The organism is Metaplanococcus flavidus, from assembly GCF_042675885.1.
GTDB lineage: Bacteria > Bacillota > Bacilli > Bacillales_A > Planococcaceae > Planococcus > Planococcus flavidus.
In genome coordinates, this window is sequence record NZ_JBHTKI010000011.1 from 1 (window position 1) to 14072 (window position 14072).

The window sequence follows — 14072 nt, forward strand, 5'->3', positions numbered from 1 at the left end:
ATCCCGAACACGGCAGTTAAGCTCTTTTGCGCCGATGGTAGTTGGGGGTTTCCCCCTGTGAGAGTAGGACGCCGCTGGGCAGTCAACAAGAAGGTCGTCACCGCGTAAGCGGTGGCGGCCTTTTTTGTCATTGATTTTTAGGTCGAATTATAAATAAATTAAATTACTCTGATGATGAAGATTAAAAAGCCTTAAAAAAGGGAATTTAAAATTGAGGTGGTAACGATGAAATCTGGAATATACAGAGTAGAAACCATTGATAAAAGAACGGTTTTACTAAAGGCATTGGAAGAAGAAAATGAAGAATATACTTTTCCAGTAAGTGAATTTACTCATGAAGTTTCTCCAGGAGATGTTGTTGAAATTTGGTTTGAGGGAACACAGTGGAAAACAAAATATCTTGAAGAGAAAACTAAGTCATTGCAAAGTCATATCAAGGATTTTAAAAAGCGGATGTTTGATGAAGAATGAAAAATAAAATAATGAAAAGGAAATCTCAGAATTTTTATTCTGGGATTTTTTATACTGTATTCAGTACATACTATTTGAGTTTTGTAAAAAACATGCGCTATAATTAAGTCAAATATAGTCAAAGTCAACTTTAAGTACATGGAATGAAGAGGTGAATGCGATGCGTAACATTTCTAATGTAATTGAAGGTTATTTAAAGCAAGTTATCGAAGTAAGCGAAAGAGAGTATATTGAAATTAAAAGAAGCGAAGTAGCGGAAAGATTTCAATGTGTTCCTTCACAAATTAATTATGTAATTAATACCAGATTCACTCCAGAGCGAGGTTATTTGGTTGAAAGTAAACGAGGCGGCGGCGGCTATATTCGAATTAAACGTATTCGTCTTCATCAAAAATCAGAGGTCATTACAGGCATTATCCAGCATTTGGAGAATGGTGCTACTCAAAGTATGGCTGAAGATATTGTATTCCGTCTGTTAGATGAAGATATTGTAACAAAGCGGGAAGCGAAAATGATATTAAGTGCTATCGACCGGTCTACACTCCTATTGGGTCTGCCATTGAGGGATGAGGTTCGTGCACGGATTCTCATTGCTATGCTATTCACAATTCAATTTCAGTCAAATTAATAAGGAGTGGTATGATGATTTGCAACCAATGCGGAGAACGTCCTGCATCTGTATTAGTGAAACAGAAAATAAACGGACAATTAATAGAGAGACAGTTGTGCCATGTTTGCGCAGCAGAAAATCATAATATAAGCTTAGCATTTGAACAAGATCCACTTGCTATTCACCAATTGCTTTCAAATTGGTTTCCAACTCAATCGCCATCGGTAAGTCCAGTTAAAGAGGAAGTTTCAGTCTGTCCTTCATGCGGTTTTACATTTAACGATTTCTTAAAGTTAGGCAAATTTGGTTGTAACACTTGCTATGAGGCTTTTGAATCGAATCTTGAGGAGATATTTAAGCGTCTTCATAATGGAAACAAAGAGCACACAGGAAAGATACCAGCATCATATGGAAGTACATTGAAATTAAAAAAGGAAATTGAAGAATTAAGAAAACAATTAAAGGCTTCTATAGAATCTGAAGAATTTGAAGAAGCAGCAAGGTTGCGTGACCAAGTTCGAGAATTGAATAAAGAGCTCGAAGGAAGTGCTAATTATGGCGATTGATCAGTTTTTAGTTCCCAGAGCCAGCAGTTGGATGGCAAATGATGGAGAAAACGCAGATATAGCTATGAGTACCAGGATAAGGTTGGCGAGAAATCTCAGGGAATTTAAATTTCCATATGCTTTTACCGAAGATGAGGCTTTAAAAGTTGATAAAGCTGTTTCATCTGTTTTATTGGATAAAGGAGAAGACTTGCATTTAGAATTCACGCATATTGATATACATGAAATTTCTTCTCTACAAAGGGAGTTATTAGTGGAAAAACATTTGATCAGTCCCCATTTAGCTGCAGGCATGCACTCAGGCTCTGTTCTGATTTCTAAAAATGAAGAATTGAGTATTATGATAAATGAAGAAGATCATTTGCGGATTCAAAGCTTACAGTCAGGCTTTCATTTACAGGAAGCATATGAGACTGCTAACCAGTTAGATTCAATGCTGGAACAGAGTTTACAGTATGCATTTCATGAGAAATTCGGCTATTTAACCAGCTGTCCAACCAATACTGGAACAGGAATGAGAGCTTCGGTGATGCTGCACTTGCCCGCTCTGACAATGTCACAGCAAATCACCCGTATTATTCCAGCTATATCACGCTTAGGAATGGTTGTAAGGGGTATCTATGGAGAAGGAAGCGAAGCTTTGGGGAATGTCTATCAGATTTCCAATCAATTAACACTGGGCAAATCCGAATATGAGATTCTTCAAGATTTGCAGAATATGACCGAGCAGATTATTGAGCAGGAACGGCGGGCTAGAGAAGCGATTTTGACTAATTCGCCTTTAAAATTGGAGGATCGCATTTACCGATCACTCGGTGTTCTTACTTATTCAAGGTTGTTAACGACTGAAGAGGCGGCAAAGTGCCTTTCGGATGTCAGGTTAGGAATAGATTTGAAGTTGATAGAAAATATTGATATGTCAATCCTGAATGAGTTGATGATTTTTATGCAGCCTGCGTTTCTTCAGCATTATTCAGAGAAACCGTTATCATCAAACGAGCGTGATATTACTAGGGCAAAACTTTTCAGGGAACGATTAAAACAAGAATACAAAATTAACGGAGATAAAGAAGGAGAGGATTCTGTATGATGTTCAACAGATTTACACAAAGAGCACAGAAGGTTCTTCAATTGGCTCAAGAAGAAGCGATTCGTATGAAACATGAATCTATTGGAACGGAACATATTTTACTTGGTTTAATTCGCGAAGGCGGCGGTATTGCAGCTAAAGCTTTAGAAGCGATTGAAGTGAATACGCAATTGATCGAAGAAGGTGTTACGGAACTTGTAGGAATCGGCGAGAAAGATGTAGGCCCGATTGTGCATTATACGCCGAGAGCGAAAAAAGTTATTGAACTGTCAGTTGATGAATCCAGAAAACTTGGTCATTCCTATATAGGTACAGAGCATTTGCTATTGGCACTTATCCGCGAAGGTGAAGGCGTAGCTGCACGTGTTCTGGGTAATGCGGGTGTAAGTTTGAATAAAGCCCGTCAACAAGTATTGCAATTGCTCGGCAGCAATGAACAGGCTTCTACAGGAAGCAGCCCGAATGCATCAGCAAATACACCCACACTGGATGGGTTGGCGCGTGATTTGACTCAGGTTGCACGTGAAGGCAGTCTGGATCCTGTAATTGGCAGAAGCGATGAAATCACTCGTGTAATTGAAGTATTAAGCCGCCGGACAAAAAATAACCCCGTTCTGATTGGTGAGCCGGGTGTAGGTAAAACGGCAATTGCAGAAGGCTTGGCCCAACAAATTGTAAACAATGAAATTCCAGAAACGCTGCGTGATAAACGCGTCATGGTACTGGATATGGGTACGGTTGTTGCAGGAACGAAATATCGGGGAGAATTTGAGGACCGTTTGAAAAAAGTGATGGATGAAATTCGCCAGGCAGGTAATGTAATTCTGTTTATCGATGAACTTCACACATTGATCGGGGCAGGCGGAGCAGAAGGTGCGATTGATGCTTCGAATATCCTGAAGCCGGCATTGGCAAGAGGAGAACTGCAGTGTATTGGTGCAACTACACTGGATGAGTACCGTAAATACATTGAAAAAGATGCAGCTCTTGAGCGCCGTTTCCAGCCGATTCAAGTGGATGAACCTACTGTAGAAGAATCCATCTTAATTATCAAAGGGCTTCGTGATCGTTATGAAGCGCATCACCGTGTGAAAATCACGGACGAGGCGATTGATGCAGCAGCGAAAATGTCCGACCGTTACATTTCCGACCGTTTCCTGCCGGACAAAGCGATTGATTTAATCGATGAAGCGGGTTCAAAAGTAAGACTTCGTTCATACACTACTCCACCGGATTTAAAAGAGATGGAATCGAATCTTGAAGCAGCACGTTCAGAGAAAAATGAAGCAGTGCAGAGCCAGGAATTTGAAAAAGCGGCTTCTCTGCGTGATGCAGAACAGAAACTGAAAGATCAACTGGAGAAAACCAAGAAAGAATGGAAAGAAAAACAAGGCAAGGAAGAGTCTGAAGTGACTGTGGAGGATATTGCAAAAGTCGTTTCCATGTGGACAGGCATTCCGGTATCAAAACTGGCTCAGACTGAATCCGATAAGTTATTGAACCTGGAAGAGATTCTTCATGGCCGGGTTATTGGCCAAAATGAAGCTGTTACGTCCATTTCGAAAGCGATCCGACGTGCACGTGCAGGGTTGAAAGATCCGAAACGTCCGATTGGTTCCTTTATTTTCCTTGGACCAACTGGTGTGGGTAAAACGGAATTGGCACGGGCTTTGGCTGAGTCAATGTTCGGAGACGAAGAGGCGATGATCCGTATCGACATGTCTGAATACATGGAAAGACATTCGACTTCCCGTCTGGTCGGCTCACCACCGGGTTATGTCGGTTACGATGAAGGCGGCCAGCTGACTGAGAAAGTCCGCAGAAAGCCATATTCGGTCATTCTTCTTGATGAAATTGAAAAAGCGCATCCGGATGTATTCAATATTCTTCTCCAAGTATTGGAAGACGGCCGTTTAACGGATTCAAAAGGTCGTCGCGTCGATTTCCGGAACACGGTTATCATCATGACTTCCAACGTTGGTGCGGAAGAATTGAAATACAATAAATACGTTGGTTTCAATCTGGAAGATTCAAAAACGGATTATAAGGATATGAAATCGAAAATGCTTGCGGAATTGAAGAAAGCATTCCGTCCGGAGTTCCTTAACCGGGTTGATGACATGATCGTATTCCATTCACTTGAAAAAGAGAATCTGCGTAAAATTGTGACGCTGATGACGCAACAATTAGCTGATCGACTGAGCGAGCAGGATATCAATCTTGAATTGTCTGATGCAGCTCTTGATAAGATTGCGAAAGAAGGGTATGACCCAGAGTACGGGGCACGTCCACTTCGCCGGTCATTACAGAAGCATGTTGAAGACCGCTTGTCTGAAGAGCTTTTAAAAGGTACAGCTTTGGCTGGCCAGCGCATCATCTTTGATGTAGAGAACGATGAATTTGTCGTTCGGACAAATGAACCTGTAAAGAAATAAGCAATCAGATATTCCGCTCGCCGGAGAAATTTCCGGCGAGCGGTTTTTCATTAGAAGGAGGAGCAAATGGCTAAAAAGAAATCGAAATTCGTCTGCCAGTCGTGCGGATACGAATCGGCAAAATGGATGGGGAAATGTCCAAGTTGTGGAGAATGGAATCAAATGACCGAGGAAGTTGAGATGGTAGTTCCAAAAGGTACACGCAGTACTTTTCAGCACACAGCAGCAGCACCTCAAAAAGCGACGCCTATCAATGCAATTGAAACACAGGATGAACCGCGGGTTGAAACGGAACTTAGCGAATTGAACCGGGTGCTTGGAGGCGGAATCGTACCTGGTTCACTCGTGCTGATCGGCGGAGACCCGGGAATCGGGAAATCGACATTGCTGTTGCAAGTATCGGCGATGCTCGCCAATAGCGGCAGCAAAGTGCTTTATATTTCAGGTGAGGAATCCGTTCGCCAGACAAAACTCCGCGCAGAGCGTCTGGATGCTTCCTCCTCCAATTTGTATATTTACGCTGAAACCAATCTTGAATTAATCAACCATACAATCGAAGAAGTGAACCCCGATTTCGTGATCGTCGATTCGATCCAAACAGTCCATCACCCGGAAGTCACGTCAGCTCCGGGAAGTGTGACGCAAGTCCGGGAAAGTACAGCGGAATTAATGCGTATCGCTAAGACAAAGAATATTGCCATTTTCCTGGTTGGGCATGTAACGAAAGAAGGCCAGATTGCGGGACCGAGAATTCTCGAGCATATGGTGGATACCGTCCTTTATTTTGAAGGGGAACGGCATCACACGTACCGGATCCTTCGCAGTGTGAAAAACCGTTTTGGTTCAACGAATGAAATTGCGATTTTTGAAATGTTGCAAAGCGGATTAAAAGAAGTGCTCAACCCATCCGAACTTTTCCTGCAGGAGCGTTCCAGCGGATCAGCAGGTTCGACGGTCGTTGCTTCTATGGAAGGAACCCGGCCGATTCTGGTGGAAATTCAGGCGCTGGTTACGCCGTCCAGCTTTAATTATCCGAAACGGATGGCGACAGGGCTTGATCAGAACCGTGTATCGTTATTGATGGCGGTGCTGGAAAAACGGATGGGTATGCTGCTCCAGGCACAAGATGCTTATATTAAAGTGGCTGGTGGAGTGAAATTGGATGAACCGGCAATCGATTTGGCGGTGCTTGCGAGCATTGTTTCCAGTTATCGCGATACCGCGCCGAACGGTTTTGATTGTATCATCGGCGAAGTTGGCTTGACCGGCGAAGTGCGGCGCGTATCCCGGATTGAACAGCGGGTACAGGAAGCGGCGAAACTCGGATTTAAGCGGGCAATTGTTCCCAAGTCGAATATTGGAGGCTGGGATTTCCCGGAAGGAATTCGAGTGGTCGGAGTAGAAACAGTCAGTGATGCATTAAAAGAAATTTTTCCACAATAAGGGGCTTATAGCCCCTTATAATTTTTTTCAGTTGCAGGGTCGCAACAGCGTTTTGTAAATGATATGTGTATAATTGAGTAGAAGGAGGTGGAAATATGTTAAAAAGAATTATTCAGGTTTTATTTTTATTGATTGGGGCGACTGTCGGGCTTATATTCTTACCTTACGTTTTTGGACTTATACCTATGCTGGACAATCCCTGGGTCAATAACGCAATTGTTTCCGCTATTTTAGGAGCGGTGCTGTTCTTCTTTTTATCATTGTTGTTTGCAGATACGCTGGTCCGGTTTATGAAGTGGATGGAAGAGAAATTACTTCATGCTCCGACACCGGATCTGCTTTTCGGGACGGTAGGTCTCATTATCGGCTTGATCGTTGCCTTCCTGATTGGCTTCGCACTTAGTACAATCGATATTCCGCTTGTTGCCACTGCTGCTCCGATTATCCTTTCAGTGGTTCTTGGCTATCTCGGATTCCAAGTCGGTTTTCAGAAGCGAGAGGAAATGCTCGGCATGTTGACGCCGGCGAAAATTGCGTTAACAACCAAGAAAAATGAAGATGATCACGAAATTGCGGTAATGCCGGTGAAGAAAACGGCTTATAAACTATTGGATACGAGTGTTATTATTGATGGCCGAATTGCCGATATTTCAGCCACTGGTTTTATGGAAGGCACTTTTGTCGTGCCGCAATTCGTGTTATCGGAATTGCAGCATATCGCGGATTCATCGGATACGTTGAAACGCACAAGAGGGCGTCGCGGACTCGACATTTTAAAACGGCTGCAAAGTGAACGGGAAGGCGCAATCATGATTACGGAAGAAAGCTTTGATGAAGTTGCGGAAGTGGATTTGAAATTGATGCGTGCTGCCAAGAAAATGGGCGGACAAGTCGTCACAAACGATTTTAATTTGAATAAAGTCTGTGAGCTTCACAATGTACCGGTTTTGAACATCAATGATTTGGCCAATGCTGTAAAACCGGTGGTCATACCCGGCGAAGATATGCATGTGGTCGTCATCAAAGACGGCAAGGAACAGAATCAGGGCGTCGCCTATCTGGATGACGGCACGATGATTGTCATCGAAGACGGCAAAAAATTCATCGGTGACGCAATCGATGTAACGGTTACGAGTGTGCTGCAAACTTCCGCGGGACGGATGATTTTTGCAAAACCACATGGCGGAAAATGATTGATAAAAGGATGTAAACTTATGAAATATACAGTTGTCCTGCCTGCCGCGGGAAGCGGCAAGCGGATGAAAGCGAATAAAAACAAACTGCTTCTGGAGTTATTCGATAAGCCAATCTTCATCTATACGCTGGAAGTTTTTCAGCGGGATCCAAATTGCGAGGCGATTTGGCTTGCGGTAAAAGACGATGAACAAGAGTTAATAGGAAATTTTGTGGAAAAATATGGTATTTATAAGGTGGCAGGGTTTGCAGTTGGCGGAGCTGAGAGGCAGGATAGTGTCAGAGCCTGCCTCGACATGATTCCCGCGTGTGATGTGGTGCTCGTCCATGATGCTGCGCGCCCGTTCATCGATTCTGATGTAATTTCCCGCCTGGCACTGGAAGCGGGCGAGTCTGGTGCTGCGATTGCAGGAGTGCGGGTGAAGGATACGATTAAAAAGGCGGAAGCCGGTGTGATTACCGAGACCGTTGAGCGTGATAATTTATGGATCATCCAGACTCCGCAGGCGTTTGATTATTCATTGATAAAAAGAGCGGCAACAGCGGCGTCGGAAGCAGGGTTTCTTGGGACGGATGAAGCGATGCTGGTCGAACGGCTGGGGCATCCGGTAAAGATTATTGAAAGCAATTATGAAAATGTAAAAATGACGACGCCGGATGATTTGATCTACGGCAAGGCTATCTTGGAAAGTCGCAGACAGGAGGAACAGCAATGATACGAATCGGACAAGGGTATGACGTGCATCAATTGGTTGAAGGCCGGCCATTTATCCTGGGCGGAATTGAAATCCCCCATGATAAAGGCTTGCTCGGACATTCGGATGCGGATGTTCTGCTGCATACGATTACGGACGCGGCACTTGGTGCAATTGGTGGAGGCGATATCGGCAAGCATTTTCCGGACACGGATCCGGAATTCAAGGATGCCGATTCCCGCAAGCTGTTGACGCATATCTGGCAATATGTGAAAGAACAGGGTTACGAGCTCGGCAACGTGGACTGCACAGTGATTGCGCAAAAACCGAAACTGGCACCGTATATTGAACAATTAAGAGAATCGATCGCCGAGTTATTGGAAGCGGATGTTTCGCAGGTCAACGTCAAGGCGACAACAAACGAAAAGCTTGGATTTTTAGGGCGTGAAGAAGGAATCGCAGCACTCGCAGTGATCCTATTGGTGGAGCGCAAGGTTTAAAGGGTACAGATTGAATGATAGAATAGCACAAGACTAAAGTTTTCTAGGAGGAAATCAAATGACACAAGAAGTACGCGTACGCTATGCGCCGAGTCCGACCGGTCACTTACATATCGGCGGAGCCCGGACAGCGCTTTTCAATTATTTATATGCACGCCACCATAACGGGAAGTTCATCGTTCGCATCGAAGATACGGATACGGCCCGCAATATTGAAACGGGAATCGAATCTCAGCTGGATAATTTGAAATGGCTGGGCATCGATTATGACGAATCCGTGGATGTCGGTGGCGATTACGGTCCTTACCGCCAAATGGAACGCTTGGATCTTTATAAGGGCTATGCCGATGAAATGCTGGAAAAAGGCATGGCTTTCAAATGTTTCTGTACAGCGGAAGAGCTGGAAGCAGAGCGGGAAACGCAAAAAGCGGCGGGCATTGCTGCACCGCAGTACAGCGGAACTTGTCGCAATCTGACGGCTGAAGATGTAAAAGAGCGGGAAGATGCAGGCAAAACTTACACGATTCGCGCGAAAGTGCCAACTGACGTTACGTATAAGTTTGACGATCTGGTGCGCGGGCCGATTTCATTCGAATCAAAAGATGTCGGCGATTGGGTGATGGTGAAAACCACCGGCATTCCAACATATAATTTCGCGGTGGTCGTTGATGATCATTTGATGAAGATTACGCACGTATTCCGAGGCGAAGAGCATTTGTCGAATACGCCGCGCCAGCAGATGATTTATGATGCATTCGGCTGGGACCATCCGACGTATGGCCATATGACGCTGATCATAAATGAAGAACGCAAGAAATTGTCAAAGCGTGATGAGTCGATTCTTCAGTTCATCTCTCAATACAGAGAACTTGGTTATATTCCTGAAGCGCTCTTTAATTTCTTCGCGTTGCTCGGCTGGTCGCCTGAAGGAGAAGAAGAGATTTTCTCGAAAGAGGAATTGATCCGGATCTTTGACGCCAACCGGCTGTCTAAATCTCCATCGATGTTCGATAAGCAGAAATTGACGTGGATGAACAACCAGTACATCAAACAAATGCCGCTTGAAGAAGTGGTTGGACTTGCAGTTCCGCATTTGCAGAAGGCGGGAAGACTGCCGGAAACGATGGATGCGGACCAGCAGGACTGGGCAGAACGCCTTGTCGCTCTTTACCACGATCAATTGAGCTTCGGCGCAGAAATTACAGAGCTGTCAGAACAATTCTTCTCGGACGATCTTTATTACGGCGAAGAAGAGAAGGAAGTGCTTGCCGGCGAACAAGTGCCGGAAGTTATGGCTTCTTTCAAAGAACATCTGGAAGCCTTGGAAGCATTCGAACCGGCTGAAATCAAAGCGGCGATTAAAGCCGTTCAAAAAGCGACCGGCCATAAAGGGAAAAACCTCTTTATGCCGATTCGTGTCGTGACGACCGGGCAGACACATGGCCCGGAACTTCCGGACGCTATTGCGCTGCTGGGCAAAGAGAAGACAATTGCCCGCGTGGCTCAATACGCAAGTGCATAAGATTGACTTACAGGCACAAAAGTGTAAAATGAATTTACTATCAGAAAATCGTTGACGAGAAGAAGTACATGCAGCAAGCTCTCTAGAGAAGATCCTCACCGGCTGAAAGGGATCCGGGCCGCTGCCGCATGGAAATGCCTCTCTGAGTGCTGAGTCGAACCGAGTAGACCAGACGTTTCGCCTGCGTTAAAGGTGCCGAGAGAAAAAGGGTGATCCCTTTTTAATCAGAGTGGAACCGCGCTAATGATGCGTCTCTGTCAATTTATTGACAGGGGCGTTTTTTATTTTGCAGTAAAAGGAGTTGAGTCAGATGTTAAAGACATTAAGAGAAGATGTGGCTGTTGTGTTTGAACAGGACCCGGCCGCGAGAAGTTATTTGGAAGTGATTCTTACCTATTCCGGATTACATGCCGTATGGGCACACCGCCTGGCCCATTTCTTCTTTAAGAATAAATTATTTTTTATCGCGCGGGTCATTTCGCAGATCAGCCGCTTTTTTACCGGAATCGAAATCCATCCGGGTGCCGTTATTGGCCGCCGCTTTTTCATTGATCATGGGATGGGTATTGTAATTGGTGAAACTTGTCTCATCGGCGATAATGTCACGCTGTTTCAGGGAGTGACGCTGGGCGGCACCGGGAAAGAGTCCGGAAAGCGCCATCCAACGCTGGAAGATAATGTGCTGGTGGCGACAGGAGCCAAGGTGCTCGGATCTATCACGATAGGTGAGAGTTCGAAGGTTGGTGCAGGATCGGTCGTATTGAAGGATGTTCCGCCGAATTCGACGGTGGTCGGAATCCCGGGGAAAGTAGTCATTCAGGACGGTATAAGAATCAAGAAAGATCTCAACCATCAGGATATGCCCGACCCGGTTGCAGATATCTGCAATTCGATGGAAATGAAAATCGCTGAGCTTCAGCGCGAAGTGGAACTGTTAAAACAAGCCAACAAGAAAGAAGGGAAAGCCCGATGACGATCCAGATTTTCAATTCATTATCCCGAACGAAAGAACCGTTTGTCCCGCTTGAAGAGGGCAAAGTGAAAATGTATGTGTGCGGTCCGACTGTTTATAATTACATCCATATCGGCAACGCGCGTCCGGTGATTGTGTATGATACGGTCCGCCGTTATCTCGAATACCGGGGCTTTGACGTAAAGTATATTTCCAATTTTACAGATGTCGACGATAAACTGATCAAGGCGGCTAATGAACTCGGCCAGACCGTGCCGGAAATTGCCGAACGTTTCATCAAGGCTTATTTTGATAACACAGAAGCACTCGGTTGCGCTGTGGCAGACGCGCATCCACGTGTGACGGAGCATATGGAACAGATTATCGAATTCATCGAGGCGTTGATTGAAAAAGGCTTTGCCTATGAATCGCAGGGCGATGTCTATTACCGGACACGAAAATTTGATGGCTACGGCAAGTTGTCGCATCAGTCAGTCGACGAGCTTAAAGTAGGAGCCCGCATTGAAACTGGCGATAAAAAAGAAGACGAATTGGATTTCGTACTTTGGAAAGCGGCCAAGCCGAATGAAATTTCCTGGAACAGCCCATGGGGTGAAGGACGTCCGGGCTGGCACATCGAGTGCTCGGTGATGGCACGCGAACATCTCGGTGACACAATTGATATCCACGCCGGCGGACAGGATCTGACTTTCCCGCACCACGAAAATGAAATCGCACAGTCGGAAGCTTATACAGGAAAACCATTTGCCCGCTACTGGATGCATAACGGTTATATTAATATCGACAACGAAAAAATGTCGAAGTCGTTGAATAATTTCGTGTTGGTGAACGATATTCTGAAAGAAATGGATCCACAAGTGCTGCGTTTCTTCATGCTGTCGGTTCATTACCGCCACCCGATCAATTATTCGCAGCAATTGATGGAAGATGCAGTGGCCGGACTGGAGCGGTTGCGGAATTCCTATTCAAACTTGAAGCATCGCTTGGGCGTCTCCGCAGATCTCGGTGACCATTCCGACATCTGGCTTTCAAAAATTGAAGAAATCAAAAAAGAATTCATTGTCACAATGGATGATGATTTCAATACGGCACACGGAATTTCGAAGCTGTTTGACTTGTCCCGTCTTGCAAACACTTATCTTCTGGAAAAGCAGACTTCCGTTGAAGTGATGGAAACGTTCCTTTCGGTATTCGATGAGTTGTCGGCTGTGCTCGGTCTGCCTTTCAAACAGCAGGAAGAGCTTCTGGACGCTGAAGTCGAGGCTTTATTGGAAGAGCGGATCCAGGCACGCAAGAACCGTGACTTTGCCCGCGCCGATGAAATCCGTGATTTGTTTAAGGAAAAGAATATCATTCTGGAAGATACGGCCCAGGGCACACGCTGGAAAAGGGGGTAAGGGTTTGGAAGGATTACGTTATCAGGATGTCGATCAATTGAACGCCCTTGCTCTCGCCTATATGGGAGATGCCGTTTATGAGCAGTCGGTACGCGAACATTTGCTGCGCTCGGGCAGAGTCAAGCCGAACACGCTGCACCGGATGTCGACGACTTTCGTCTCGGCCAAAGCACAGGCGGTCGTGCTGAAACGGCTGACGGAAGAAGAGTTCCTGTCAGAACAGGAGCTGGCCGTCATGCGGCGCGGGCGCAATGCCAAATCGGGTTCGGTGCCGAAAAATACCGATGTCCAGACTTATAATTTCAGCACCGCGTTCGAAGCGGTGCTAGGCTGGAACTACTTGAAAGGCCATACGGAGCGGGTCACCGAAATCATTGCGTATGCTATCGATATAATAGAAGAGTTGAGAGGAGTGATCAAATGAATGAGGAATTGGAGCCTGAAATCATTGGAGGCAAAAACCCCGTACTGGAAGCATTACGGGCAGACCGGGATATCAATAAAATCTGGATTGCTGAAGGTGTCCAGAAAAGAAGCATTACCGAACTTTTACAGCTGGCAAATGAAAAAAAGGTTATCGTCCAGTTTGTGCCGAAGAAAAAAATCGACGGCCTGACGGATTCGAACCATCAGGGGGTTGCCGCGGCGGTTGCCGCTTATAATTATGCGGAACTCGATGATTTATTCAAAGTGGCGGAGTCACGCTCGGAAGATCCGTTCTTCCTGATCCTCGATGAACTGGAAGATCCGCATAATTTGGGATCGATCATGCGGACGGCGGATGCAGTGGGTGCACACGGTTTGATTATTCCGAAGCGCCGTGCCGTTGGTTTGACCGCGGTCGTCGCCAAATCGTCGACCGGTGCCATCGAGCATATTCCGGTGGTGAGGGTCAATAACCTGTCGCAAATCGTCGACGAGTTGAAAAAGCGCGGCGTCTGGATTGCCGGAACGGATGCGAAAGAATCAGTGGATTACCGGAAAATGGACGCTTCATTGCCGCTGGCGGTCATCATTGGCAGCGAAGGCAAAGGCATGAGCCGGATTTTGCGCGAGAAATGTGATTTCCTCTATCAACTGCCGATGGTCGGCCATGTAACTTCCCTGAATGCTTCGGTGGCAGCGAGCCTGCTCATGTACGAAGTCTACCGGAAGCGCCATCCAATGGGTTAAGTG

At 45.6% G+C, this 14072-nt stretch carries 14 protein-coding genes, 1 rRNA gene and 1 other annotated feature; all 15 genes read left to right on the forward strand.

Annotated elements, in window-relative coordinates:
- Nucleotides 1–80, forward strand: a 5S ribosomal RNA gene (rrf, locus tag ACFQ1X_RS08490); the annotation flags it as partial.
- Nucleotides 81–225: 145 nt separating this feature from the next.
- Complete coding sequence (locus ACFQ1X_RS08495) at nucleotides 226–471, forward strand: hypothetical protein (RefSeq protein WP_144841167.1); 246 nt, start codon at nucleotides 226–228, stop codon at nucleotides 469–471.
- Between the two features lie 160 nt (nucleotides 472–631).
- Nucleotides 632–1099 (forward strand): CtsR family transcriptional regulator, encoded by a 468-nt coding sequence (locus ACFQ1X_RS08500; protein WP_144841166.1) that lies wholly within the window; start codon nucleotides 632–634, stop codon nucleotides 1097–1099.
- Nucleotides 1100–1113: 14 nt separating this feature from the next.
- Nucleotides 1114–1647 (forward strand): UvrB/UvrC motif-containing protein, encoded by a 534-nt coding sequence (locus ACFQ1X_RS08505; RefSeq protein ID WP_144841165.1) that lies wholly within the window; start codon nucleotides 1114–1116, stop codon nucleotides 1645–1647.
- Complete coding sequence (locus ACFQ1X_RS08510) at nucleotides 1637–2737, forward strand: protein arginine kinase (RefSeq protein ID WP_144841164.1); 1101 nt, start codon at nucleotides 1637–1639, stop codon at nucleotides 2735–2737. The genes ACFQ1X_RS08505 and ACFQ1X_RS08510 overlap by 11 nt, the downstream gene beginning before the upstream one ends.
- A complete protein-coding gene (locus tag ACFQ1X_RS08515) occupies nucleotides 2734–5172 on the forward strand; it encodes an ATP-dependent Clp protease ATP-binding subunit (RefSeq protein WP_144841163.1) in 2439 nt (812 codons plus the stop codon). The genes ACFQ1X_RS08510 and ACFQ1X_RS08515 overlap by 4 nt, the downstream gene beginning before the upstream one ends.
- A 66-nt stretch (nucleotides 5173–5238) precedes the next feature.
- Nucleotides 5239–6615: a DNA repair protein RadA gene (radA, locus tag ACFQ1X_RS08520; RefSeq protein WP_144841162.1), complete on the forward strand. Its 1377-nt coding sequence runs from the start codon at nucleotides 5239–5241 to the stop codon at nucleotides 6613–6615.
- Nucleotides 6616–6710: 95 nt separating this feature from the next.
- Complete coding sequence (locus tag ACFQ1X_RS08525; RefSeq protein ID WP_144841161.1) at nucleotides 6711–7808, forward strand: PIN/TRAM domain-containing protein; 1098 nt, start codon at nucleotides 6711–6713, stop codon at nucleotides 7806–7808.
- A gap of 21 nt (nucleotides 7809–7829) precedes the next feature.
- Nucleotides 7830–8525 (forward strand): 2-C-methyl-D-erythritol 4-phosphate cytidylyltransferase, encoded by a 696-nt coding sequence (gene ispD / locus ACFQ1X_RS08530; RefSeq protein ID WP_144841160.1) that lies wholly within the window; start codon nucleotides 7830–7832, stop codon nucleotides 8523–8525.
- On the forward strand, nucleotides 8522–9004 hold the full coding sequence (gene ispF, locus ACFQ1X_RS08535; protein WP_144841159.1) for a 2-C-methyl-D-erythritol 2,4-cyclodiphosphate synthase: 483 nt from the start codon (nucleotides 8522–8524) through the stop codon (nucleotides 9002–9004). Before ispD ends, ispF begins: the two co-directional genes overlap by 4 nt.
- 58 nt (nucleotides 9005–9062) lie before the next feature.
- Nucleotides 9063–10526, forward strand: coding sequence for a glutamate--tRNA ligase (gltX, locus tag ACFQ1X_RS08540; RefSeq protein WP_144841158.1), 1464 nt, complete (start codon nucleotides 9063–9065; stop codon nucleotides 10524–10526).
- A 42-nt stretch (nucleotides 10527–10568) separates the two neighbouring features.
- Nucleotides 10569–10785 (forward strand) — a binding site (T-box leader).
- 51 nt (nucleotides 10786–10836) lie between these two features.
- The gene (epsC, locus tag ACFQ1X_RS08545) at nucleotides 10837–11499 is read left to right on the forward strand and encodes a serine O-acetyltransferase EpsC (protein ID WP_144841157.1); all 663 of its coding nucleotides are present in this window, start codon (nucleotides 10837–10839) and stop codon (nucleotides 11497–11499) included.
- On the forward strand, nucleotides 11496–12896 hold the full coding sequence (cysS, locus tag ACFQ1X_RS08550) for a cysteine--tRNA ligase (protein ID WP_144841156.1): 1401 nt from the start codon (nucleotides 11496–11498) through the stop codon (nucleotides 12894–12896). The genes epsC and cysS overlap by 4 nt, the downstream gene beginning before the upstream one ends.
- A gap of 61 nt (nucleotides 12897–12957) precedes the next feature.
- Nucleotides 12958–13320, forward strand: a complete 363-nt coding sequence (locus tag ACFQ1X_RS08555) for a Mini-ribonuclease 3 (protein WP_379082181.1) — start codon at nucleotides 12958–12960, stop codon at nucleotides 13318–13320.
- Nucleotides 13317–14069 carry a 23S rRNA (guanosine(2251)-2'-O)-methyltransferase RlmB gene (gene rlmB / locus ACFQ1X_RS08560; protein WP_144841155.1) on the forward strand — a complete coding sequence of 251 codons (753 nt, stop codon included), beginning with the start codon at nucleotides 13317–13319 and terminating at the stop codon, nucleotides 14067–14069. Before ACFQ1X_RS08555 ends, rlmB begins: the two co-directional genes overlap by 4 nt.
- Nucleotides 14070–14072: the final 3 nt, after the last annotated feature.

What these genes read in the sequence shown, in the direction of transcription:
- ACFQ1X_RS08495 (WP_144841167.1), top strand. Translation starts at nt 226, where the DNA reads ATGAAATCTGGAATATACAGAGTAGAAACCATTGATAAAAGAACGGTT.
- ACFQ1X_RS08500 (WP_144841166.1), top strand. Translation starts at nt 632, where the DNA reads ATGCGTAACATTTCTAATGTAATTGAAGGTTATTTAAAGCAAGTTATC.
- ACFQ1X_RS08505 (WP_144841165.1), top strand. Translation starts at nt 1,114, where the DNA reads ATGATTTGCAACCAATGCGGAGAACGTCCTGCATCTGTATTAGTGAAA.
- ACFQ1X_RS08510 (WP_144841164.1), top strand. Translation starts at nt 1,637, where the DNA reads ATGGCGATTGATCAGTTTTTAGTTCCCAGAGCCAGCAGTTGGATGGCA.
- ACFQ1X_RS08515 (WP_144841163.1), top strand. Translation starts at nt 2,734, where the DNA reads ATGATGTTCAACAGATTTACACAAAGAGCACAGAAGGTTCTTCAATTG.
- radA (WP_144841162.1), top strand. Translation starts at nt 5,239, where the DNA reads ATGGCTAAAAAGAAATCGAAATTCGTCTGCCAGTCGTGCGGATACGAA.
- ACFQ1X_RS08525 (WP_144841161.1), top strand. Translation starts at nt 6,711, where the DNA reads ATGTTAAAAAGAATTATTCAGGTTTTATTTTTATTGATTGGGGCGACT.
- ispD (WP_144841160.1), top strand. Translation starts at nt 7,830, where the DNA reads ATGAAATATACAGTTGTCCTGCCTGCCGCGGGAAGCGGCAAGCGGATG.
- ispF (WP_144841159.1), top strand. Translation starts at nt 8,522, where the DNA reads ATGATACGAATCGGACAAGGGTATGACGTGCATCAATTGGTTGAAGGC.
- gltX (WP_144841158.1), top strand. Translation starts at nt 9,063, where the DNA reads ATGACACAAGAAGTACGCGTACGCTATGCGCCGAGTCCGACCGGTCAC.
- epsC (WP_144841157.1), top strand. Translation starts at nt 10,837, where the DNA reads ATGTTAAAGACATTAAGAGAAGATGTGGCTGTTGTGTTTGAACAGGAC.
- cysS (WP_144841156.1), top strand. Translation starts at nt 11,496, where the DNA reads ATGACGATCCAGATTTTCAATTCATTATCCCGAACGAAAGAACCGTTT.
- ACFQ1X_RS08555 (WP_379082181.1), top strand. Translation starts at nt 12,958, where the DNA reads ATGGGAGATGCCGTTTATGAGCAGTCGGTACGCGAACATTTGCTGCGC.
- rlmB (WP_144841155.1), top strand. Translation starts at nt 13,317, where the DNA reads ATGAATGAGGAATTGGAGCCTGAAATCATTGGAGGCAAAAACCCCGTA.